Source organism: Catenibacterium sp. RTP21428st1_D7_RTP21428_210409 (assembly GCF_040227455.1).
Classification (GTDB): Bacteria; Bacillota_I; Bacilli_A; order Erysipelotrichales; family Coprobacillaceae; genus Catenibacterium; species Catenibacterium mitsuoka_A.
On the sequence record NZ_JBEHVX010000029.1, the window covers coordinates 1 to 23,530 of the forward strand.

General features: G+C 34.4%; 31 protein-coding genes. 4 read left to right on the forward strand and 27 right to left on the reverse strand.

Annotated elements, in window-relative coordinates; translation table 11 throughout:
- Both ABUA27_RS05860 and ABUA27_RS05865 read left to right on the forward strand, forming a co-directional pair.
- Positions 1–1,161, forward strand: a 1,161-nt coding sequence (locus tag ABUA27_RS05860) for an IS30 family transposase (protein ID WP_349820403.1), incomplete at its 5' end; no start/stop codon positions are given.
- Positions 1,162–1,703: 542 nt separating this feature from the next.
- Positions 1,704–2,849, forward strand: a complete 1,146-nt coding sequence (locus ABUA27_RS05865; protein ID WP_502879949.1) for an aminotransferase class I/II-fold pyridoxal phosphate-dependent enzyme — start codon at positions 1,704–1,706, stop codon at positions 2,847–2,849.
- Between the two features lie 9 nt (positions 2,850–2,858).
- Here the strand turns inward: ABUA27_RS05865 and ABUA27_RS05870 are convergent, their stop codons facing one another.
- The 18 genes from ABUA27_RS05870 to ABUA27_RS05955 all read right to left on the reverse strand — a co-directional run bounded on the left by ABUA27_RS05870 (position 2,859) and on the right by ABUA27_RS05955 (position 16,226).
- A complete protein-coding gene (locus tag ABUA27_RS05870) occupies positions 2,859–3,218 on the reverse strand; it encodes a diacylglycerol kinase family protein (RefSeq protein ID WP_022425894.1) in 360 nt (119 codons plus the stop codon).
- On the reverse strand, positions 3,205–3,474 hold the full coding sequence (locus ABUA27_RS05875; protein ID WP_129982249.1) for an acylphosphatase: 270 nt from the start codon (positions 3,472–3,474) through the stop codon (positions 3,205–3,207). The genes ABUA27_RS05870 and ABUA27_RS05875 overlap by 14 nt, the downstream gene beginning before the upstream one ends.
- Positions 3,471–4,199 carry a TrmH family RNA methyltransferase gene (locus tag ABUA27_RS05880; protein ID WP_129982248.1) on the reverse strand — a complete coding sequence of 243 codons (729 nt, stop codon included), beginning with the start codon at positions 4,197–4,199 and terminating at the stop codon, positions 3,471–3,473. Before ABUA27_RS05880 ends, ABUA27_RS05875 begins: the two co-directional genes overlap by 4 nt.
- Entirely contained in the window at positions 4,196–4,864 is a 669-nt protein-coding gene (locus ABUA27_RS05885) for a M48 family metallopeptidase (RefSeq protein WP_288834638.1), read from the reverse strand. The genes ABUA27_RS05880 and ABUA27_RS05885 overlap by 4 nt, the downstream gene beginning before the upstream one ends.
- Positions 4,852–5,553 (reverse strand): gamma-glutamyl-gamma-aminobutyrate hydrolase family protein, encoded by a 702-nt coding sequence (locus tag ABUA27_RS05890; protein ID WP_317375672.1) that lies wholly within the window; start codon positions 5,551–5,553, stop codon positions 4,852–4,854. The genes ABUA27_RS05885 and ABUA27_RS05890 overlap by 13 nt, the downstream gene beginning before the upstream one ends.
- Before the next feature lie 56 nt (positions 5,554–5,609).
- Positions 5,610–6,455: a patatin-like phospholipase family protein gene (locus tag ABUA27_RS05895; protein WP_129982014.1), complete on the reverse strand. Its 846-nt coding sequence runs from the start codon at positions 6,453–6,455 to the stop codon at positions 5,610–5,612.
- Positions 6,456–6,459: 4 nt separating this feature from the next.
- Positions 6,460–7,230: an ABC transporter ATP-binding protein gene (locus ABUA27_RS05900; protein ID WP_349820404.1), complete on the reverse strand. Its 771-nt coding sequence runs from the start codon at positions 7,228–7,230 to the stop codon at positions 6,460–6,462.
- Positions 7,227–8,510 carry an ABC transporter permease family protein gene (locus ABUA27_RS05905; RefSeq protein WP_349820405.1) on the reverse strand — a complete coding sequence of 428 codons (1,284 nt, stop codon included), beginning with the start codon at positions 8,508–8,510 and terminating at the stop codon, positions 7,227–7,229. The genes ABUA27_RS05900 and ABUA27_RS05905 overlap by 4 nt, the downstream gene beginning before the upstream one ends.
- Positions 8,497–8,922, reverse strand: coding sequence for a PTS sugar transporter subunit IIB (locus ABUA27_RS05910; RefSeq protein WP_303352981.1), 426 nt, complete (start codon positions 8,920–8,922; stop codon positions 8,497–8,499). The genes ABUA27_RS05905 and ABUA27_RS05910 overlap by 14 nt, the downstream gene beginning before the upstream one ends.
- Positions 8,923–9,004: 82 nt before the next feature.
- Entirely contained in the window at positions 9,005–9,364 is a 360-nt protein-coding gene (gene rplT / locus ABUA27_RS05915) for a 50S ribosomal protein L20 (RefSeq protein ID WP_006505448.1), read from the reverse strand.
- A gap of 27 nt (positions 9,365–9,391) precedes the next feature.
- Entirely contained in the window at positions 9,392–9,580 is a 189-nt protein-coding gene (gene rpmI, locus ABUA27_RS05920) for a 50S ribosomal protein L35 (RefSeq protein WP_006505447.1), read from the reverse strand.
- 18 nt (positions 9,581–9,598) lie between these two features.
- Positions 9,599–10,150 carry a translation initiation factor IF-3 gene (gene infC, locus ABUA27_RS05925; RefSeq protein ID WP_349820406.1) on the reverse strand — a complete coding sequence of 184 codons (552 nt, stop codon included), beginning with the start codon at positions 10,148–10,150 and terminating at the stop codon, positions 9,599–9,601.
- A 188-nt stretch (positions 10,151–10,338) separates the two neighbouring features.
- Complete coding sequence (locus ABUA27_RS05930) at positions 10,339–10,797, reverse strand: hypothetical protein (RefSeq protein WP_287846191.1); 459 nt, start codon at positions 10,795–10,797, stop codon at positions 10,339–10,341.
- A gap of 15 nt (positions 10,798–10,812) precedes the next feature.
- The gene (locus ABUA27_RS05935) at positions 10,813–11,643 is read right to left on the reverse strand and encodes an RluA family pseudouridine synthase (protein WP_129982019.1); all 831 of its coding nucleotides are present in this window, start codon (positions 11,641–11,643) and stop codon (positions 10,813–10,815) included.
- Positions 11,636–12,724 carry a glycerate kinase family protein gene (locus ABUA27_RS05940; protein WP_303352984.1) on the reverse strand — a complete coding sequence of 363 codons (1,089 nt, stop codon included), beginning with the start codon at positions 12,722–12,724 and terminating at the stop codon, positions 11,636–11,638. Before ABUA27_RS05940 ends, ABUA27_RS05935 begins: the two co-directional genes overlap by 8 nt.
- A gap of 59 nt (positions 12,725–12,783) precedes the next feature.
- On the reverse strand, positions 12,784–13,410 hold the full coding sequence (locus tag ABUA27_RS05945; RefSeq protein ID WP_129981714.1) for a hypothetical protein: 627 nt from the start codon (positions 13,408–13,410) through the stop codon (positions 12,784–12,786).
- Positions 13,410–14,999 carry a peptide chain release factor 3 gene (locus ABUA27_RS05950; protein WP_006505441.1) on the reverse strand — a complete coding sequence of 530 codons (1,590 nt, stop codon included), beginning with the start codon at positions 14,997–14,999 and terminating at the stop codon, positions 13,410–13,412. Before ABUA27_RS05950 ends, ABUA27_RS05945 begins: the two co-directional genes overlap by 1 nt.
- A gap of 9 nt (positions 15,000–15,008) precedes the next feature.
- Positions 15,009–16,226: an aminopeptidase gene (locus ABUA27_RS05955; protein ID WP_349820407.1), complete on the reverse strand. Its 1,218-nt coding sequence runs from the start codon at positions 16,224–16,226 to the stop codon at positions 15,009–15,011.
- Positions 16,227–16,464: 238 nt separating this feature from the next.
- Here ABUA27_RS05955 and ABUA27_RS05960 point away from each other — a divergent pair, with 238 nt between their 5' ends.
- Positions 16,465–16,668, forward strand: coding sequence for a cold shock domain-containing protein (locus ABUA27_RS05960; RefSeq protein ID WP_006505439.1), 204 nt, complete (start codon positions 16,465–16,467; stop codon positions 16,666–16,668).
- Between the two features lie 31 nt (positions 16,669–16,699).
- Here the strand turns inward: ABUA27_RS05960 and ABUA27_RS05965 are convergent, their stop codons facing one another.
- From ABUA27_RS05965 to ABUA27_RS06005, 9 genes are all read right to left on the reverse strand, one after another.
- On the reverse strand, positions 16,700–17,728 hold the full coding sequence (locus ABUA27_RS05965) for a M42 family metallopeptidase (RefSeq protein WP_129981712.1): 1,029 nt from the start codon (positions 17,726–17,728) through the stop codon (positions 16,700–16,702).
- 32 nt (positions 17,729–17,760) lie between these two features.
- Positions 17,761–18,654 (reverse strand): hypothetical protein, encoded by an 894-nt coding sequence (locus ABUA27_RS05970; RefSeq protein WP_192924032.1) that lies wholly within the window; start codon positions 18,652–18,654, stop codon positions 17,761–17,763.
- Positions 18,655–18,683: 29 nt separating this feature from the next.
- Complete coding sequence (locus ABUA27_RS05975; RefSeq protein ID WP_022425879.1) at positions 18,684–19,139, reverse strand: hypothetical protein; 456 nt, start codon at positions 19,137–19,139, stop codon at positions 18,684–18,686.
- 16 nt (positions 19,140–19,155) lie between these two features.
- Positions 19,156–19,626 (reverse strand): hypothetical protein, encoded by a 471-nt coding sequence (locus tag ABUA27_RS05980; RefSeq protein ID WP_287846566.1) that lies wholly within the window; start codon positions 19,624–19,626, stop codon positions 19,156–19,158.
- Positions 19,623–20,075 (reverse strand): DUF3990 domain-containing protein, encoded by a 453-nt coding sequence (locus ABUA27_RS05985; protein ID WP_287846567.1) that lies wholly within the window; start codon positions 20,073–20,075, stop codon positions 19,623–19,625. Before ABUA27_RS05985 ends, ABUA27_RS05980 begins: the two co-directional genes overlap by 4 nt.
- 5 nt (positions 20,076–20,080) lie before the next feature.
- Positions 20,081–20,635 carry a Sir2 family NAD-dependent protein deacetylase gene (locus ABUA27_RS05990; protein ID WP_129981709.1) on the reverse strand — a complete coding sequence of 185 codons (555 nt, stop codon included), beginning with the start codon at positions 20,633–20,635 and terminating at the stop codon, positions 20,081–20,083.
- 31 nt (positions 20,636–20,666) lie between these two features.
- Positions 20,667–21,083 (reverse strand): HAD family hydrolase, encoded by a 417-nt coding sequence (locus ABUA27_RS05995; RefSeq protein ID WP_412356829.1) that lies wholly within the window; start codon positions 21,081–21,083, stop codon positions 20,667–20,669.
- A 94-nt stretch (positions 21,084–21,177) separates the two neighbouring features.
- Positions 21,178–21,693 carry a tRNA 5-(aminomethyl)-2-thiouridylate-methyltransferase MnmM gene (gene mnmM / locus ABUA27_RS06000; protein ID WP_129981708.1) on the reverse strand — a complete coding sequence of 172 codons (516 nt, stop codon included), beginning with the start codon at positions 21,691–21,693 and terminating at the stop codon, positions 21,178–21,180.
- A gap of 42 nt (positions 21,694–21,735) precedes the next feature.
- A complete protein-coding gene (locus tag ABUA27_RS06005; protein ID WP_349820408.1) occupies positions 21,736–23,028 on the reverse strand; it encodes a M15 family metallopeptidase in 1,293 nt (430 codons plus the stop codon).
- A 122-nt stretch (positions 23,029–23,150) separates the two neighbouring features.
- Between ABUA27_RS06005 and ABUA27_RS06010 the strand changes: the two genes are divergently transcribed.
- Positions 23,151–23,426, forward strand: a complete 276-nt coding sequence (locus ABUA27_RS06010) for a hypothetical protein (RefSeq protein WP_022425871.1) — start codon at positions 23,151–23,153, stop codon at positions 23,424–23,426.
- Positions 23,427–23,530 lie beyond the last annotated feature (104 nt).

Consider the following 23,530-nt stretch of genomic DNA (forward strand, 5'->3'; position numbering starts at 1 on the left):
GGAAAGGATAAATCAACTATAGGCAAAGAAATCAAGGCACATAGAAAACATTCACATATTTGCAGCTTTGATCCTGCGTGCGCCAACAAGGACAGATGCAAGCATCACCATGTATGCAAGAACTGTGCTGACTTAGTAGTTTTTAAATGTAAGCGAAGAGACAGATCTCCTGGCGCCTGCAATGGCTGTCCTAAATACCAGCACTGCAGATTTGATAAGTTCACATATTCTGCAGATATCGCCAATAAGGAATATATGGCTGACCTCATTAACTCAAGAGAAGGAATAAATATGACATATAGCGAGCTTAAGGCTTTAGCTGATATCATTGTCCCTCTTATCAAGAAAGGTCAATCACCATATCAGATCATTACTTCTCATCCTGAATTGAATATTTCTGAAAAGACATTATACAACTACATAGAATCTGGCGTATTTAGACAGTTCGGTCTGCTTGATATTGATCTAAGAGTCAAGACAAGAAGAATATCAAAGAAGGATTCTGTCAAATATAAAAAAAGAGAAGACAGAAAGTTCCTGATAGGCCACACCTATGATGATTTCATCTCATATACTGACGATAATGACAACGTTAGTATCGTCGAGATGGATACCGTCTACAATGGACAAAGCGGTCCGTTCATGCAGACTTTTAAGTTCCTGTCTTACTCTTCCATGTTTATTATATACCATGAAGAGAAGACTGCAAAGGTTATGGTTGAAGGTGTAGACCTTCTTGAATCGATATTAGGAAAAGAACTGTTCCTGAAAGAAGTAGAAGTAATCAAGACGGATAGAGGTTCTGAATTTTCGGATGCAGAAGGACTGGAAAAAGATAATGATGGCAGCATGCGAACTCATGTCTTTTACTGTGATCCTATGGCATCACGCCAGAAAGGAAGTCTTGAAAACTACCACAAGGAGATACGTTACATATGCCCTAAAGGGACAAATCTCCAAGCGCTTGGTCTAGATCTACAGGAGAAGGCTAATCTCATAGTATCCCACATCAATTCCCAGCCAAAGGAGAACCTAAAAGGAAAATCACCGCTGGAGATGATGGAGTTCCTAAGTGCAGATTTATATAAAAAATTCATAGAATTTGGAATCAAAAAAATAGAAAATGATGAGATAATTTTAAAACCATATTTACTAAAATAACATAACTAAAATCATTCGGAGAATGTATGAAACATGAGATGCAGACTGACAATAGCACATGCAGTCAAAGTGGAATTTAGTCTTACACTCGAAAAAATGAACGAAATTCCATAGCTTTATTGCGCCTTAAAATACCATGATTTATGACGTTAGAATCTCATTTCTAGTGTACGAATGATTAAGTTCCATTCCCAAAACAAAAAGAATATCAGAATTAATACCCGATATTCTTATGAAAATATAATCCTGAACGACTAAATTCCACATTATTTTCGTTTCTTTTTAAAGTGGAATTTAACTTTTCACTTTAGGTCATTATGAATTCACCATCAATTCTATGATTCATTTCTCTGCCTCCCATTCTGGCAAACGTAATATCCATTTCTGAAATCTAATCTATCGAACAAGCCGAAAGCAGGGAAAATAGTAAATACACATACATTTCAAGAAGTTTTTTTATAAATTGAAACTTTCATTTGTTTCATATTTGTATTATGATACTTGAAGAGAGGGCGTATATAAAAATGAAATTTTCAAAAAGAATGGATCTCTTCGGAGAAAGCATCTTCACTACACTCGCAAATATGCGCAGTGAAAGAAAAAAACAAGGACTAGAAGTCATTGATTTGAGTATTGGAGCACCTAATATTCCTCCAACTCAAGAAGTCATGGAAACAATCGCAAAGGAAGCTATGAAACCAGAGAATTATCTTTATGCGATTAAAGATTCCGTTGATCTTCAGAACACTGTAAAAGAATGGTATGAAAGAAGATATGGTGTTGTGATTGATCCTACAACAGAATTGACTTCATTACTTGGATCTCAGGATGGCTTAGCACATCTAGCTTTAACTCTAGTAGATGAAGGCGATACCGTACTTGTCCAGGATCCATGTTATCCAATCTTTAGAGATGGACCACTACTAGCTGGGGCTCACGTTGTAACTATGCCATTATTAAAAGAGAATGACTATTTAATTGATTTTGACAGGATTGATGAAAAGACAGCTCAGGATGCAAAGTATATGATTGTATCTTATCCCAACAACCCAACATGTGGTGTTGCGAATGATGAATTCTATAAGAAACTCATTGTATTCGCAAAGAAATACAACATCATGGTACTTCATGATAATGCCTATAGTGAATTATTGTTTGAAGGACCAGGACACAGCTTCTTAGAGTTTGAAGGGGCTAAGGATGTGGGTATTGAATTCAACTCATTAAGTAAGACATATGGTTTAGCAGGTGCCCGTATTGGTTTTGCGCTTGGTAATAAAGAAATTATTGGAAAACTAAAATCATTAAAATCTAATCTAGATTATGGTATGTTCTTACCTGTTCAAAAAGGTGCGATTAAAGCATTAACACAAGATCAATCATGTGTAGAAAAAACTAGAAATGCTTATAAACATAGAAGAGACTTATTAGTCAATGGCTGTAAGTCTATTGGCTGGGATATCGATATGCCTAAGGGTACTATGTTTGTATGGGCAAAGATTCCTGATAAGTTTAAAGATTCTGAAACTTTTGTAAAGGAACTATTTGATAAAACAGGTGTTCTTGTGGTACCAGGTAATGCATTTGGTACTCAAGGTGAAGGTTATGTGCGTATGGCTCTTGTACAAAGTGATGATACAATTGAACATGCATTAGACATGATGGATAAAAGCGGACTATTCAAATAGCCCGCTTTTTTAAATAATATAAGGTATAAAGATCATCAAGCCAATGATAGCTGAAATGATTGCACTAATAAGCACAGCGCCTGCTGCAGCATCTTTAGAGAGCTTTGCAAGAGGATGAATATCCGGTGAGGCTAAGTCCACCACGGCTTCAATTGCTGTATTGACAAGTTCTAATGACAAAACAAGTGCAAATAGAATAAGACAGATCATCCATTCAATCTTCGTAATATGAAAATAGAAACCACATAAGATAACGGCACACATAAAAGAAAGATGTATTTTGATATTACGTTCCTTCTTAATTGTATGGATAATGCCTTCAAAGGCATGCTGAAAAGATTTTAAAAGAGATTGTCTAGTATGTAACATCAAATCTTCTCTCCCCTTTTTCTACCGGAATATCTTTCACTTCCATATCAGTGATGTCTATCCATTGTTCATTTTTCATCTTGTAGATGAAACGATTGATTTGTTCAGGTGTGCCCTGGATTTCTGCTTCGACACGTCCATCAAAGAGATTTCTAACCCAGCCAGTAAGTCCTAACTGAGTCGCATTCATCTGTGCTCTAAAACGAAATCCAACAGCTTGTACTCTTCCTGAAAAATAGATATGCTGTCTAATCATAGTGAAACCTCCTTAAAAGTATACATCACAATACCTGCCGCTACACCGACATTAAGTGATTCCATTGTATCAATAGGAATATAAAGAGAGGCATCAGACATCGCAATTGTTTCATCTCTCACACCATTTCCTTCATTTCCCATCACAAATGCCATCTTATCTGTTGATTTAATATCATCAATGGAAGATGCATTATGTAAGCTTGTCGCAATGACACGTACCCCTAACTTCTGTAGTTCTGGAATAACATGACTCAAATCATCACGGACAATATCTAAATGAAAAACAGCTCCCTGAGTAGAACGCAATACCTTATCATTGTATAAGTCTACACAATCAGGACTCATGACAATCTGTTTAAAGCCAAAAGCAAGTGCTGAACGAAGGATAGTCCCTAAGTTTCCTGGATCCTGTACACCATCTAAAATCAAGACACGATCATAGTGTTTTAAAATATTATCCTTCTTATGACATACAGCCATAATAGGCTGTGGTGTTTTAGTATAAGAGAGCTTTTCCATAACAGAATCAGACACAACAAGCACTTTATCCTGTCCTTCTAATGATTCATCTGTACTAATAACTAAATCACACAGCCCTGCTTTTTTTGCTTCTTCTACCATGTGGAATCCATCTACTAGAAAAAGTCCTTTTTCATCTCTTGTTTTCTTGTTCTTTAATTTTACAAGGTCTTTAATTGTTTTATTATTCACTGATTGAATCATACATGCTTTTCCTCCAATATTTTCATACGTTTCTTATAATCAGGCATTCTCTTTTTGACTTCTGCATAGAATCGAGGAGAATGATTTGGTTCAATAAAATGACATAACTCATGCACAATGACATAATCAATCAACTCTTTATCTAAATAAACTAAGGAGAAATTAAATGTCACAAAGTTCAATTGATCATAACAGCTTCCCCATCTACCTTTATAATGTTTAATTGTCATACGTGGCATAGTTCTATTAAACAAAGGCAGATAATGAGTTATTCTTTTTTCTAAGTAATCATAAAGTATCTGAGCAAGAAATATACCTAGCGCATTTTCTATATAAGAAGTATACACGTAGATACTATCTCCATGAATCGCACATTGTTTCTTCTTGATATCTCTGACAACTATTTGATATTTCTTACCAAAGATATAGACATACCCATCATCTTTTAGATCAAAATAAGGAATATAGGAAGATAAACGTGCATATAAATCTTCTTCATTTTCATAGATTAAATCACGAATGTATTTTTCACTTGTACCAACAGGTGCACTCACCTCTAAATAATTATCTCTGATCTTCACTCTGATTGTTTTCATCTTCTTAAATGAAACAATACAGAGGTATATATGTCCTTTTAATTCAATATTCCATTTTACTCTCTGCATTTTCTTATAAACTCTTCAAATATTTTCTGACTTTCTTTCTCTGTATACATAAATTCAGGATGCCATTGTACACCCCATACAAATTTCTTATGAGGCGCATAGCATGCTTCGACTAAACCATCTTCACTTATAGCCATAGGTTGTAAATCACTTCCTAAGTCTTTCACTGCCTGATGATGACAACTATTGACTGGCAAAATAGTTTTATTAAGTAAGCTCTTTAATGGTGTATCCTCTATAAGAGTAACTGTATGCTGTTTGTTATCATAAGGTGGTTTCATTCTGTGAGTTATAGTACTTTTATATTCTGATGGTAGGTCCTGATACAATGTTCCACCACATAATACATTAAGCAACTGATGTCCTCTACATATTCCTAATATCGGTTTATTTAAAGCATATACTTCTTTAAATAACTGACTTTCTAATGTGTCTCTATAAGGTGTTAAATCTCCACAGTTTTCCTTCTTTTCTTCATGATAATAGGCAGGGTCTATATCTGGTCCGCCAGTGAAAAGAAAACCATCAAAGTTTTCTGATAATTGTTTAATATCTTCTATATTTTCAATAAAAGGTAACATCACAGGAATACCTCCTGCATTCATAATACCTTTCAAATATCCTGGAAGCATCCAATAACTATCTTTTTTCTCATCAAATAAAGGTAATATTCCGATAATAGGTTTCATATAAATCAACCTCCAGAAACTATTATAAATAGTAAAAGAGCCTCTTTCAAGAGACTCTATTCATGACATATTGCCTTTATTTCTTCAAGATGTTCTAAAGCAAGCGCATAACCATAATCATAGATTCTTTGAATCTTATCTAGATCTTTTTCCATAGAATCAATAATGACTTCTTCTGTTGGTCTTAATACAAGTGCCTTGCCTTCTTTTTCTAGCTTATCAATATAGTCTAATGTTTCATTATAATTAATATGACGTGAAAGCAGGGCATCTTTAAGAAGCGGGTATTTACGAGACACAACCTTCGCTGCAAATTTAGTTGAAAAATTGAGTGTCTTCTTATAACCCTTTGGTCTAGTAAGAACAATCAAAAGCTTCTTATTACCATCTTCTATTGCTTTCTTTACAGGAATAGAATCTGCAATACCACCATCAAAATATTCATTCTCACCTATCTTGATTGCAGGAAATACGATAGGAATAGCACATGTTGCCTTTAACACTGTACAATGACGATCTATTTTATGACCATCTATATATTCTGCTTTTCCTGTATTCGCATTTGTAACACCTACAAGTACTTTTGTATGAGACTTATAAAATGTATCATAATCAAAAGGATTAAGTTCATTAGACATTGTTTCATAGGCAAACTTTAAACCAAATAAAGAATGATCCGTCTTATAGTTTCTAAGACCAATATAACGAGGATCATGACGATACGTTTTTAGTATCTCAAGATTTCTTCTAGGCTGTTTTGATACATAAGAAACACCATCAGTGATTCCTGCACTTACACCTATACAATAATCAAACATAATATCATAATCATTCAAACAATCCATAATACCACATGAAAAGATTGGTCTAAATGTACCACCTTCTAAAACAATTCCACTCATATACTTATTCCCCCTCAAATAAAGACATTGACTCTGCTGAGTTAACATCTACTATTTTATGGAAATACTCCTTCTGTGTCAAATCCCCCTTCACGACTTGCTTTGCAATGACACCATCTTTAATGTAAAGCAGTTTCTGAGAATAACTGGCAATCATTGGATCATGAGTCACCATAAGTATAGAAACACCATCTTGATCATTGAGTTCTTTGAATATTTCTAATATTTCATGTGATGTATGGGAGTCTAAGTTACCTGTTGGTTCATCCGCTACAATAAGTTTAGGATGAGTGACAAGGGCACGACAGATGGCTGCACGCTGTCTTTGCCCTCCTGAACATTCATTAGGATACTTATGAAGTAATGAATCGATAGATAAACATGACGCTGTTTCTTTAACTCTTGTTTCTATTTCTTCCTGTGGCAAATTCGCAAGAGAAAGAGGAACTGCGATATTTTCAAGAATAGTGAGAGAATCTAATAAGTTGAATTCCTGGAAGATGAATCCAAGGTTCTCATAACGAAACTTACCTATTTCATTTTCACCCATACTTCTTACTTCAGTATCATTGATATAAACCTTCCCTTTTGTAGGAATATCTATTGTAGATAGATTATTAATAAAAGTTGATTTACCTGCACCACTTGGTCCCATGACACAGATGAATTCTCCTTCATTCATAGTCATAGAGACACCATGTAATGCTTCAAAGGTACGGCTTGTACCAATACCATATATTTTAGTTATATTTTTCGCAACTAGTATTTCACTCATAGTACTTCCCCTATCTCTGTATAAACATTCTTCATATAAATATAATAAGTCATCACAGCAAGAATCATCTGTGGAATGATATCCACACTAAATAGCATAATAATGAGCCCTAAAGTATCCAGTGTATGCATATAAACCTGAACCATGACAATTGCGAGATAAACAATAGGTATTAAAACAAGTAATGAATAGAAAAGAATAACTTCCTTCTTAATATAAGAAGCAATCTTCTTTCTTGTGCATCCTATCTTATAAAGATTACTAAAGACTTTCACTCTTTTCATAGTTTCTGCAGCATATTTATACATAATTGTGATAGATAATAAGATTGTCATCACAATGTAAGCAATAATAGCAGTCATATATTCTCGTGGTGAATTTTTCTGAGCAATGATCATAGCACTCATACAAACATTTGTGACAACATAAACAAGAATAAGAGCACCTGAATTAGTCAAAGAAGTAGATAAATGACTTAAAGAAACGAGGTCTAAAGTATTTCCTAAACGTTGACTCTTGATTTTTCTAAGTATTTCTGGGATTGATTGCGATAATACATAAGCCGCCCCTATTCCACCCACAAAACAAGGGAATACAAATCCAGTTGGACTATAAGGAGTCGTAACTAATAAAATAATCGCAAATATATAAATGAATGGCGGAAGATAAGAAGGTAATTTCTTATCCACAACCTTTTCATGAGATTCATGTAAGAGTGTCTGGATATCATGGCGGTAAACAAAGCCTGAATCTCCTAGAATAGTTACAAAGAAAAGAATCGCAATAGTCATAAGTGTATCTGTATAGGCACGCATAGGAATCATGAAGATAGAATTATGAATATGCATGGAGTGATACATGATTGAATTCACTCCTACTGCCCCTGCCATACCAATCAAATAACCAATAGGTAATGCAATTAAAGAGATAATGATTTCCTGATAAAATAAATAGAGTGTTGAATCAAAAAAACTGCTGCCACTCATCGCAAGAATCGCAAATTCTTTTGTCTTATGTGTGCAAAAGAATGAGTTAGCATAAACCATCATTAAACCACAAAAAATTATAACGACAAATGCGATAATACTTGATAATGGAACACTGACCTGTGAAAAAGATCCACCACTTGCAGCTGCTGTTTGATCCATTAACGTATCATTGTTAATAATATTAAAGAAGACAAATGATACAAAGACAGTAAAAAGAACCGTAATACCATAGGATATAGCCTGTTTCCTTTCACGTTTCAACATCTTACAGGCAAATTTAAATGTCCCCATGATCTTTACCTCCATGTGTATGGCGATAAGAGTTAATACGTGTCACTCTTAAGATATTTTCTTCTCCAGGAAAATAAACTGGATTCTGTTTTGTTTGTTTATAGATGTCTATGACTCCTTTCGCATCATCTACAATTTCAGTAAGTTTCATCAAGCCATACATTCTAGGAGGAAGAATATATAAAGGCACACCAGTATCCTTAAAGTGCAACTTAATTTCCATAAGCAGGTGTGGACAGCACATCACTACATCATATTGATCAATAACTTCGTGCATCAAGCTAAAGGGTGAGAAATCAATCTGTACTTGATTCTCTAAATGATTTTCTTTGATTTGTTTCTGCATACGTGTAGTGACATAGCTTGATGAGAAGCCACCCCCACAACAGATTAATATTTTTAATAGATTCATGGTGTATATTATATAAGATTATTTCATAGCACACTATTAATTTTCTGAACGTGAAAAAAAGTGCCATCTCTGGCACTTTAGATTACTTTGCTAACTGTTCTTTAGCTAAATCAGTTAAAGCCTTGAAACCTTCAGGATCAGCAATTGCGATTTCTGAAAGCATCTTTCTGTTAACGTTAACTTCTGCAAGTTTTAAACCGTGCATGAAAGTTGAATATGACATATCGTTCATTCTGCAAGCAGCGTTGATACGTGCAATCCAAAGCTTTCTCATTTCTCTCTTTAACTGTCTTCTATCTCTGTAAGCATACTTTAAAGAATGCATTACCTGTTCATGAGCTGTTTTATATAAAGCATGTTTGCTACCGAAGTAACCTTTAGCTAGCTTTAATGTCTTTTTTCTTCTGCGTCTAGTTGTAAATCCGCCTTTTACTCTTGCCATGTGTATATCCTCCTTAAAATTAACCTATTAGATACGAGACTTGATTCTCTTGTAATCTGATGGGTGTACTAATGTTGACTTAGCGAGATGCTTTTTCTGTTTATGTGTCTTATTATGTGATAAGTGAGATACGTATGCATGGCCTCTCTTTAATTTACCACTTGCTGTTTTCTTTAAGCGTTTCTTAAGACCGCTATGTGTTTTCATTTTTGGCATGATAAGTTTCCTCCTATTTTACTTTGCTTTTTTAGGTGCGAGCATTGCTGCCAATGTTCTTCCTTCTAGTTTAGCTGGCTTTTCAACAACGCAATATTCAGAACATTCCGCAATAAAATCGTCCATAATCTTCTGTCCAAGATCAACATGAGCCATCTGTCTTCCTCTGAAACGAATTGCTACCTTGACTTTATCGCCATCCTGTAACCATTTCAAAGTACGTTTAAGCTTCACGTTCTTATCGTGTACATCGATTGTTGGAGATAACTGCGTCTCCTTGATCGCAACAACTTTTGAATTCTTCTTCATTTCTTTTTGTTTCTTCTGCTGCTCGAAACGATACTTTCCGTAATCCATGATACGACATACCGCTGGCTTTGCCTTAGGAGCAACACAAACTAGATCAAGTCCTGCATCATAAGCACGATTCATTGCGTCTCTCTTGCTCATAACGCCTAACTGTTCTCCATTCTGATCAATAACCAATACTTCCTTAAAACGAATGTTTTCGTTAATTGGATCTTCCTTCTTTACTGGTTTTGTTCTATCATAACGTCTAATAAAAGCCACCTCCGCTTACTTCATATTAAATAAAAAGTGAGCGTACTAGCGCCCACTTATCGTTAGAGTTTAATCTAGTGACATTGGCCCATTGACTGTATCAATCGGGCGAGAAGTAGGCACTTCTTCTTTCCACTTTTTACCTGTTCATCTTACCCAATATACAGGTGTTTGTCAATAACTTTTTTTAATTTATTTTAGATTTCTGTAATAACACCATTCACCGCATGAATCTTTACGCCTCTATACTTTATAGTAGCCTTGACTGTGAGATTTTCTATATCCATCGGGCGTTCCATCTGTACAATCTTATAATCAATCATGACTCTTGTATTTTCTTCAAGTAACACCTTACTATTATAATAATCCTCAGTTAAAGTCTTATCTTTAGAAAGTGTCTCATTCACTTCACCAAGCTGACTAAAATCACCTACAGTAAAACTTGCTTGAGACATATTAACAGCCTTAGGAAAGAATACCTGTGTGGCCACTAAATATGTTTCTTTTCCATCCATAAGGCCATAAGGATGTACACTCACACTTAAGACAACTTCCTTCTGTAGTCTGATTTTGTCTCTTATTTTCAACCCACAAAAGACCGCAACAACACATACCGCAAGTACAACAATCTGCCTGATTAGTTTACTATGTTTCACTGTTTATTCCCTCCTTTATCTTTTAGAAGGTTTAAACATCTGCTTAAAAGAAGAAGGAAGCGGTGCTTTAAAAGTCATTGTTTTATGTGTAAAAGGATGTGTGAATGCAAATTCATGCGCATGTAGACCTAATCTCTTTAAAGGATTTGTACGTGCACCATATTTCTTATCACCAATAATAGGATGATTCACAGAAGCCATATGAACACGAATCTGATTCTTACGTCCTGTATCTAAGAATACTTCCATCATTGTATAATCCTTAGATACTTCTAATGGCTTGTAGTGCGTAATAGCCAATTGTCCCTCTTTCGCAATACGCATCTTTAACTGTTTATCTTCTACAAGATGATTCTTTATTGTACCTGATTTACGACATTGTCCTTCTAATATCGCGATATAGCCTCTTGTTTTAACATACTTATTCCAGTTATGAGTTAATTCCTGATAAAGCTTCTTATTCTTCACAAACATAAGTACACCAGAAGTATCCTGGTCTAAACGATGTACAAGATAACACTGCTGTCTCTTCTTACGGCAATATTCCATCACCATATAAAAAGCTGTCTGATATTTATTATTACGTGTCTCTTCACTCACTAGTCCAGAAGGCTTATTGATCACAATCATATCATCATCTTCATAAAGAAGTTCAAAAGGAAGATTCGTCTTCTTACCAACTTCTACTTCATCTCCTGGATGTAATTCAAAGGCATGATAAGTCTGTACTTCACCATTCACCTGTACTGATTTATATTTCAATAAATTCTTACAATCATTTTTCTTCTTACGAGTATGCTCCACAAGAGAATCTAATAGTAATTCATCTTTTGTAACCTTATACATTCTTTTCCTCCAAATAACGTCTCACTTCTTCTTCTAAATACTGTGGACCTTTTTCTAATAATACAGAAAGAGGTTCATCTGTATGATTAATACAGCGTACATCCTCAAATCCTGCTTCAATTAATGTCTCTTTATCTTCACACTTTCCACAAAATGCGACAACAGGCTTATTGTATTTCTGCGCCAAGTGCAAGACACCTATTGGTGTCTTGCCATACAAAGTCTGATGATCCATTTTTCCTTCACCTGTAAAAATAATATCTGCTTCCTGGATTGCTTCTTCTAGATGTACTGTACGACTCACTGCATCAAATCCAGTCACTAATTTACCATTAAGTCCTGTCACAATTGCATAGCCCATACCTCCTGCTGCGCCTGCACCAGGTGTACATGAATCATCCTTATCAACTAATTCACTCATTATTTTCGCATAATGCTTCATTACCTGATCTGTCTTTTCTAGATCTTTCACCTTCTTTTGAGGACCAAAGACATAAGTAGCCCCTTCTTTTCCACATAGTGGATTAGTGACATCACATGCCCCTTCTACTTCTATACCTGATAAATCAAGGCGTGTTTTCTTAATATGATCAAGTGTTTCGAGTCCTCTCGCATTCATTGGAATACGCTGATCAAACTGATCAAAAAAACCATAACCCATACCACTTAATAGACCTATACCTCCATCATTACAAGCTGATCCACCCAAAGTCAAAAGGAAACGTTTAACACCATGATCATAGGCATATTTCATCATTTCTCCTACACCATAAGATGTTGCTTCCGTTCCGTTCTTTTCTTCTTCAGTCAGGTAATCAAGTCCACACGCCTGTGCACTTTCTATAATAGCAAGATCATCCACAATAGCGAGTTTTGCATGAACTGTCTTAAATAGTGGTCCCGCTACCTCTATTTCATGAATATCACCATGTAGATAACGATTCATGACTTCCATTGTCCCTTCTCCACCATCAGCTAAAGGACAAATATGTACATTATTATAAGCTCTCTGTACTGCTTCTCCTGCAGCATATGCAGTCATACTTTCTTTAAAAGAATCAAATGCAGCAAGTATTTTCATCACTTATCACTCCCTGTATGTATTCTAACACAAAAAAGTTCATGGTCACCCATGAACTTTTAAGATTTTCTTTTTAATAAATAAATGTTTTTCTTATAAACAACAACATAGAGAACGACAGATAACACAACCGCAGAGAGTGCATCAATCATTCCATGCTGCTTAATCAAGAAAGTAGAAAGAATAATCCCTATCGTAAGAATTGTAGTTCCCTTCTTCATAATACTAGTTGCATGCTTTGATTTACTAAACGCCATGCACATACCAATAGAATTAAAGATATGAATACTAGGCAATACATTGGTTGGTGTATCAATCTTATAAAGTAAATCAACAAGTATTAACGCAATATTATTATGTTCTAATTGTTTTGGTCTAATATCTAAACCATTAGGATAGATTATTGATACTACTATAAAGAGTGTCATACCGGTAAATAGGAATGTGATCATCTGCAAGTATTCTTTCTTGTCTTTAAAGAAGAAATACCAGAAAGAGAAGAAGATATATCCAAACCAGCTGATATAAAAGAAAACAAACCACTCGTTAAATGGAATCATATGATCTATTGGTGTAGAGATCATATGATATTGCGTCACTGGTAAGAAATGTTCAATAAAGAAGAAACATAACAGATAAACTACAAAGTACAAAAGCGTCCACCAATAACGCCAATTCTTTTTCATTAGTTTTTAGAGAATTCTGATAAGATTAATTCCTTGTTCTTATCAGTCGCCCAGTTAATTCCCCATTGATTAGAGAAGAGTAATAAATACTTTCCTCTTAAATCCTGAACTCTCTTTGTATCTGAAGATAAATTCAAACTATATAGATCAATTTCTTCATTATCAATCCATCTAATGAACTGATATCCAAGAGGTTCTCTCTTAATATTTACGTTATATTCATTCTTTAAACGATATTCAAGTACCTCAAACTGAAGGACACCTACTACACCTACGATGATTTCTTCCATTGAACCACCAATTTCAGTGAAGATCTGAATAGCCCCTTCCTGAGCAATCTGTTCTACACCCTTAACGAACTGTTTACGCTTCATTGTATCTGTATTACGGATACGTGCGAAATGTTCAGGGGCGAATGTAGGAATACCTTCAAACTTGAATTTATGCTTAGGTGTACAGATTGTATCACCAATAGAGAAAATACCTGGATCAAAAACACCAATGATATCTCCAGAATAAGCTTCCTGGATTTCTTCACGATCATCAGCCATTAGCTGTTTAGACTGGCTTAATTTAATCTTCTTATTTCCCTGCATATGGAATACTTCCATACCCTTAGTGTATTTACCAGAAGTAATACGCATGAATGCCATTCTATCTCTATGTGCTTTATTCATGTTTGCCTGAATCTTGAATACAAATGCACTGAAGTCTTCATTAAATGGATCAATTGGCCCATCATCGCTCTGTTTTGGCTGAGGAGGCATAGAGTAATCTAAGAAATGATGTAAGAATGGTTCTACACCAAAGTTAGTTAAGGCACTACCAAAACATACTGGTGATAATTCTCCACGATGTACTCTTTCTAGATCAAATTCTGCACCAGCACCATCTAGTAGTTCCACATCATCCTGAAGAGTCGCATAATAATCTTCACCAATTTCTTTAATTAATTCAGGATCATCATAATCAGTAATGATTTCCTGTACTTCCTTCTTACCACCCTGTACTGGTACGAAACGAATCACTTTCTTAGATTCTCTTTCATAAACGCCTTTGAACTGTTTACCACATCCAATAGGCCAGTTAACAGGACATGTATCCATACCTAATTCCTGTTCAATTTCTTCCATTAATTCATAAGGGTCTTTGGCTTCTCTATCCATCTTGTTGATGAAAGTAAAGATAGGAATATGTCTCATTGCACAAACCTTGAATAACTTACGTGTCTGTGCTTCGACACCCTTAGATGCATCAATAACCATGACTGCTGAGTCAGCTGCCATTAATGTACGATATGTATCTTCTGAGAAGTCCTGATGGCCTGGAGTATCTAGGATATTGATACAGAACCCATCATAGTTGAACTGTAATACTGAAGATGTAACAGAAATCCCTCTCTGTTTTTCAATTTCCATCCAGTCACTGACTGCATGACGCATATTCTGCTTACCCTTAACCATACCGGCTTCCTGAATAGCTCCACCATATAATAAGAACTTTTCTGTTAATGTTGTTTTACCAGCATCTGGGTGAGAAATAATCGCAAACGTACGACGTTTACTTACTTTATCTACAAATTCTGACATATAGCCTCCTTAAATTACGAATTGACCATTTTTGAAGATCTGTACTGTTTTTCCATCTTGAGTCACAGCTTCAATATCAAGGTCTTTTGTTCCAATCATAAAATCAACATGTGTGAATGAATCATTGACACCATGTTTATATAGTTCTTCTTTAGTCATCTCATAACCGCCCTTAATACATTCATTAAAACCTTTACCAAGAGCAAGATGACATGCTGCATTCTCATCAAATAATGTGTTATAGAATAATAGCCCCATTTCTGATATAGGAGAATCAACTGGCACAAGTGCTACTTCACCTAAATAATGAGCCCCATCATCAGTATCAATGATGCTTGCAAGTACATCTTTACCAGTCTTAGCATCAAAGTCCACAACACGACCCTCATGGAATTGAATATAAAAATCATTGACGAGTGAACCACCATGGTTAAGTGGTAATGAAGAATAAACAACACCTTCTGTTTTACGATAGTCTGGAGAAGTAAAGATTTCTTCTGTAGGCATATTAGGGAAAGAATAAACTCCATCAGTTGTAAAGCTTCCTCCACCTGCAAATAAATAATCTTTATTCATATATACTTTTAAATCAGTTCCTAGACTATTTGTATAATGTAAGTAATCAATAGACATCTCATTAAGTGTCTTCACACGTTCTTCAAAAGATGCACGATGCATTTCCCAAGCATTTAATGGGTCTTTTGTATCTACATAACACACATGATAGATAGCTTTCCATAAGGCTTCTGTTGCCTCCTGATTATTCATATCAGGAAATACCTTATTCGCCCACTTAAGAGAAGGTGCACCTACAATACACCAGCGATCAATACCTAGATCTAAATGATCATAGAATGTCTTAGCCTGTTCATGCATAGTTTTACTGTAAGTAGCCATCTTTAAAGGATCAATACCTTTAAAACCATCAGGATTTTCTGATGTAATAGTCACTACAGCAGCATGTTCTAATGCATACTTATTACGTAGTTCAACTAAATAATCAGGAACCTTCTTGAAATAATCTACATCATTATGTTCATATCTAAGTCTTGTAATATCTTCATCTACATAATGGGCAATTACATCTAGAGCCCCTGCTTTATAAGCTTCTTTGGCGATAGCTTTCACTAAAGAGGCACATTCAACATCCGCAGTAACTACAAGTTTCTGACCTTTTTGAAGATTAACGCCCTTTTTTACTATCAATTCAGCATATTTATTCATCATATCAATACACCCCATCTCCATTATTCTAAGAATTTTATAATCTTTGTCAACAGAAAAAGCATAACATATTACGTGTTGAATTTCCATTTTTCTTGTTATTATTTTACACATGTGATATGATATGTATAGCAGTTACACAGGACATTTTGTATTGGTTTTTTATCAGTAGTACACTATCGATTGCAAAAGCCTATAATAAAGTTGCTTGATGTATTGCAATTTACAGGAGGTATGTCAGATGACAGGTAAAGTAAAATGGTTTAAGGCTGAAAAAGGTTATGGATTCATTACAGTAGAAGGACAGAGCAAAGATATCTTCGTTCATTTCTCTGCAATCAACGCTGATGGATACAAGACTCTAGAAGAAGGCCAGACTGTTGAATTTGACGTTGTTGAAGGCGATCGTGGACCACAGGCAGCTAACGTTACAGTAGTTGAATAATCACCTTAAAAAAAGGCTGATGCAATAAGCATCAGTCTTTTTTTGTCATATAAGCGATTAATAGTTTCATTGTGTTCTCTACTGCGTCTACATGTGAACGTTCCATACCATGACTTGCAGCCACACCTGGACCTATTAGTGCGCCTCTAATATCCTGACCGCCTCTTAAAGATGCAGAGACATCAGAACTATAAAATGGATAAATATCAACGGCATAAGATAATTCATTATCTTTCGCAAGATTAATAAGTTTTGTTGTCATCTGGTAGTCATAAGGACCACTAGAATCCTTAGCACAAATAGAAACATCTCTTTCAGTGCAGCTTAAGTCTTTACCAATACATCCCATATCCACTGCAATCACTTCTTTAATTTCTTCTGGGATATATGCACAGCCATGTCCTACTTCTTCATAAGTAGAGATTAAGAAATACCAAGTATCATGAGGAATAATAAATTCTTCCTTCATTGTCTTTAGTAAGCCATACAGAATAGCTACGCTTAGTTTATCATCTAAAAATCTAGATTTAATGAAGCCGCTTGGTGTAATTGTAGTTTTAGGATCAATACAAATATAATCTCCTGGCATGATACCTAATTCTTCTGCTTCCTTCTTAGATGACACACATTCATCAATACGTACATGCATTGTCATATCTGTTCTAGAGACATTCTTAGAATCGTCATAGACATGTGCACTTGGAGAATTAGAAAGTATAGTACCTGTATAAGTTCTGCCATCTCTAGTTACTATTTTACAATATTCACCATCTAATGTAGGAACAATAGGGCCTCCTACTAAAGTAAATGCAAGTGTACCATCTTCTTTGATACTTCTGACCATAAGTCCTAAAGTATCAACGTGGGCACATAATGCCTTTGTATGATGACCGATACCAGGCACCTTAACAATTAAGTTACCTTTATTGGTATGTATAGTTTCATAACCTAAGGCTTTGACTTCCTTTTCATAAAAATCAATAACTGCTTTTGTATATCCTGTAGGGGAATCAATTAAAAGCAGTTCTTTCGCAAATTCCATTACTTTTAATGCGTTCATATGAAACCTCTCTTTCTCACTTATTATAACATCTAAAAGAGATCAAGCATATTATCAAGATAGATTTCTTCTCTCACATGAATTGAATATTCTGGCTTCACCATATAATATAACAGAAACTCTAATACAAGAGCACTGCCTAGACTTCTGCCTTCTATCTTGAACTGTGTAAAGCCTAGCGGTCTATAAATAGACTGTATATCTTCAATACTAATAAATGAAGGATTATTCATAGCAAGAGAGAAACGATAGCCTTGCTTTGCATTTGGTGCTTTACAAATATGATCAGGGATATCTTTACCCAAATTCTGCAAACTCACCGTTTCATAACATTTCTTTCTATCCTGACATCCTACATAACAGCATTCATTACATAAGAATTCTACTTTATCCTTCTGTTTGATTGTAGATAATAATTTAAATTTCTTATTTAAGCGGAAATCAGGCACAACATAGCGGAACTCTTCTCTTTCGCATTCTTCTTTAAAATCATTAAAGTCAGTGATGACTTTAGTGGTAGAAGAGGCAAAATATAGATTTGGATATTTCTCCATCAAATAGTGTAATAAGAGATCAGAGTGTACAATCACACCATTGTTGCCTGCTTCATTAAATAACCTACACAATGTATTACATTTAGGATCTGAGAGATGTTCTTCTTCTAGCATAGAGTTACTAAAAGTAAGTCTTGCAGAAATATGATACGTCTTTATCAGGTCTAATACCTCACGAGGATTATCTTCCCCTTCTCCAAGTCTTCCTCCACCCCATAAACAGTCCATTGGAGCGCCATAAATAGAACCTATTTCACACCAGTCATAAAAATATTCTCTATGGTTGTAAAAAAGAGGAAGGAACTTCTTATATAGTTCATAAAATTCAAACAATCCTGGTAAATGAAAATAAGCTTTTTCCTTTTTTGACAATTCAATCACATCTTCCTATATTTTATTCTTTAAATGTTATCTAAAAATTTATGAGCCCCTTGTAAAAATAATTCATATCTTTTTTGTGTTACCTCATTATCTTCTTCATTCCAGACTTCAAAGATATATTCTTTATTATTTTGAATTATAGAGCATAATTGCTTTGCAGTATAATATTCATCATTTAAGTTATATAGTTTTATAATTCGTTTATCTAAAGTTTTATTATAAACATCTTTACTAGTATATCCTTGTATATGCGTTAATGGATCAACACATTGTTCATGATACTTTTTACAAGGTTTACAAATGTCATCGCCACCAATTGTTAATTTTAAACCAACAGATGGATTATCAATAATTTCATTGGCAACCTTATAAAAATCATGTCCCATTTTTTCATCAGGAACAAATCTATCTATCCCAGATCCATATAATTTAATAATATCAATAAAATGATGTGGTTTAATTAAAATTGAGTCCATTAATTAATCTCCTTTTCTAAAATTCACCCTCTTTATATGCTCTTGCAATCACATAAGATGGTTCATAGAAAGCCCCATTTGTATAAGAATCAATTGTTTCACAAATTCTATCATTATAAACACGTATCATTCCAGATACATAGTCTTCATTGATTGATGCTGTATCTACAATTAAACGTGAATAAACTTTGCCCATATCTAGCGAAGTAGGTATGATGGTAGAAAGTTCACGATCAACATCCATGATATCAAATGTACCTTCTTCTAATGAATATTCTTTAATCCAGTCACTTGCCACTTTATCAGGGTTTTCACTATGCAATACATTTGCAAGGCTGATCAAATGATACAAGTTATCGTAACCTACCGCATTAACAACATATCTATTTCTTTGATGAAGCTTTCGTGCAACGCGTTCAATCATGGAGCACATAAAGAAAAGATCATTCTGCTTAATCTCTTCGTCTTCAAAATATTTATTCATCATAAAGAATAACTCCTTTTGAAATGAAGTTGTTTTAACGCATCCTCTGTACAAAATACAATTTGATGAGTCGGATACTTGAACTTAACAAGTTCCCAGAAAGCTTCTCTAGATATATCACCGCGTGCAAAATCATCCACATAATTCCAAATTGTATCATCAGCCATAGGTCCTTCCACACAATCATAATCATGTTTGATGCCTCGTCTACAGCTAACAACAAAGTCAAGCCATTCATCACTCATTTCATTAAATACAAGAGTATTTAATAAGTGGTTTTCTACATATTCATAGATATTTACAACATGACCACGTGGTTTTACTAACGCCCAGCGTTTGGCTTGTTTTTCTAAACTTGTACAATAGAATCCATAGCCAAAATCCTTATAATAGCCATCTACAATAATTTTTGGTTGTTTTTTAATTGTAGTATCACCTTGAAAAAATTCTATTCAAATCATCCTTCCGTTAATTCTTCCAATACTTTTCTTACATTATGAGCCGCATCTTCCTGTATCTCAATAATACGTGCACCTCTTGATTTAGCCACCTCTCTTAAATCCACAGATATACCTGTATGGAATGAACATCCTACAACTAGAAATACATCTCCTGGTTGTAATGCATATACCATTTCATAAGCTAATTGATAATTTGGCGCTGGATCACCATAAAGAACTGGCTTATTGTATAAAGAATAAGCAATATCCATTTCATCATCTTCAGGAAGACCACCATGTAGTTCTAATGCATCACTACCTGCAAGTCTATGTAAGCCATCAATATTCATTGTGATAATAGGAATATGATACTCTGCCAAGGCGTAATGCGCATCATTTGGTTTTGCACCATTCATATTCGCTTTTAATTGTCTAATCACTTCATTGTACTCTTCATGATGTCTTTGTGCATAGCTTCTAAATAGCTTTTCTCTGACATCCGGCCTTTCCATAAATGTAGGAATATTACTCTGTTTAGATATTCCTGCACCTGTAAATGCGATTATCTTCATAACATCATCTCCTTGTGTTATATTATAGCACTTATAAAAGTCCTAATAAATCTTCTACCTTCTCTAGTATATAATTAGAATCACTCACGTCTTTGATTTCTACACTACCCCATTTTGCAAGCGCAAAATCAATGCCTGCATTTCTTGAAGCAAGAAGATCTGAATAAGCATCTCCAACATACATAACACCTTCCTTATTTAACTCCAAACGTTCCATACACAATAACAATGGTTCAGGATCAGGTTTATGTTTTGAGGTATCATCCTCTAGCACAACAACTTCCATACAATCATCTAGTCCTAAAGAAACTACATCAATATCATATTGCTTCTTATTCTTAGAAGAAACAACGCTAAATCTTAACTTTTCATGTAATGTCTTTAACACACCATCCATTCCTTCATACCTAGATAAAAAGCAAAATATTACACTTCTTCTAAAGTCCAGTTTCTCTCTTTTCTTCCTGAATAATCTTCTGTAATGGAATCATATTCATATCAATAGTATTTATTAGTATCAAAAATGAGATCTTTATATCTCATTATTTTCTCTCTATTTCTATTACATAAGGTGCATTCTTTTTATTCATCATCTTAAAACTTGATACATTATATGTATGTGTATCTAAATCTGATACATAGTTATCAATCCATAAAGCCTCTTCTTTACCCTGAGGATGTCCAATATAACAAGTTATAAAGATGACCTTTTTCATATGTTCAACCGCCTTAATAAGAGTTCTTTGAGTAACATCAAGTGTTGTTGTGATGTTATGATCACCTTCAGGTAAATAACCTAGATTAAAAATACCAATATCAAATGTATCAACATAATGATCAAAATTCTCATGAGAATCACGAATAAGGTGTGCTTTGTCTCCTACGAGTTCTTTTGTACGCTTGAATGCTTCTTCTTGTATATCAAAGCTATAGACTTCCTTGCAGCATTCAATTAAACTCTTTGTATCATGGCCATTACCCATTGTGAAATCTACACCTATTTCTAAATTATCATATGTATGCATACGTTCATGCACATACTCTACCATACTTAACATGTTTTTTTCTCCTTTAAAAAAATCCGGCAAATGCCGGATTCATTATGATTTTAATGCAGGAAGATCTCCTGTATAAAGACAATATTCTTCTAATGTCCAGTTGTTTTCATACATGATCTTAGCAGCTTTTTTACCTACATAGCGGAAATGCCAAGGCTCCTGTGTAATGCCTGTAATATTAGAAGTACCATCCGCAAAACGTAATACAAAGCCATATTTATGAGCATTTTTACATGCCCACTTATATTCTGATGTATCACCAAATACAAGTCTCTTACCTTCATCGACACTTTCTGAACTCATATCGATACCAAGTCCTGTCTGGTGTTCACTCGCACCAGGTAATGCAACGTGCTGAATTGCGTAAAGCTCTCCCCACTTCTGTTTATATTCCTTATAGATTTTACTCTGTTCATCATAAGAACGATAACCACTATTGATCATGATATAATAGCCTTCCTTTTCGCCTGCTTTACGCATAGCAAGAAATGCCTTATAAGCATCTTTTCTTAATTTTGGATGGTCACATTTCTTAGTGATATATTTCTTATCAGGTGTGACTAAATCAGCTGGTTTATAGCTAGAAGGAAGGTATAAACCTTTCTTTACAAGAGTTGTATAACGTGCTGGATCAGTAATAGTATGTCTAGTCGCTTCTTTAGTAGAATCTCCAATAAATGGATAAGATGTACTTAATACAGCATAGTTATAATTCTTACTTGATTTATAAGCTTCTTCATATTTATCCATATCCTGGAACTTGAATCCAGATACAGCCATATAATTCTTCATCGTATTATAGCTATAGCCTTTTTCTAGAATATAATCTAAATCATCACTATCAGCTGTCTTTAAGATCGTCCAAATCTGTTTTTCAGTATACCCATTCTTCTTTAAAGCAGGAACCTGGTCATCTAACATTGGTGATAATGTATCTACTACATCAGCAGCTTTCATCTTCTTATGAAGAGACTGATATTGTTCAAAATCAGCATAATACTTAACATCCTTAGAATGTTTTAACCATGAATCAACATGATCTAAATAATCATCATCAATCACAATCTTCACTTTATCACTTGTTAGCCTTAATACAGCAGACTGCTGCGACCATGAATAGCCTTTCATTGCAAGTCTAATACGTGAAAAGTTAAATGTGATTACTAATACAAGTACTACAACAACAGGAATAACAACCTTCAAGACATTACCCCATCTTATTCTTCTACGACGACTGTAAGGAGAATAATTATAATTTCTCTTTCTTCTCATAAGTTTTTTACCTCTTTCCTTATCACGAATAATAGTACCAAACAGGACATTATTTGTCCACACTCCAACCTTATTATCTCACATTTTCACATAATTTACATATTACTGTTTAATTAATCGAACACAATTGCAAAAAGGGGGATTTTATGATATCTTTTATTAAGTGTGAAAAGGAGGTTTCCCCAATGCAATTAGTCATTTATATATTCATTGCGTTATGTACTCTTGCAATCGCAATTTTATTTACTGAAGTTACAGGAAAATTATTCAAAGCATTACTTGCTTTAGTAGGTGCTGCTTCTACTGGTTACTCAATTGCTTTAGCTGCACGTATGATTGCAAAGTCTACTAAATGGTTCAGTAAACCACCACTAATGAATACTTTCTATATTTCATCTGCGATTGTATTAGTATTAATCATTATCGTTACAAAAGTTATCTTAAAAAAGAAAAACGGTTAAACCGTTTTTTTTATTTGCGCTAAAAAGAGGCTGTAACGGGTAAATAACTCATTATAGTTTCATAAAAAGCAAAAGACGGACCGAGGTCCGTCTTTTGTGGTATA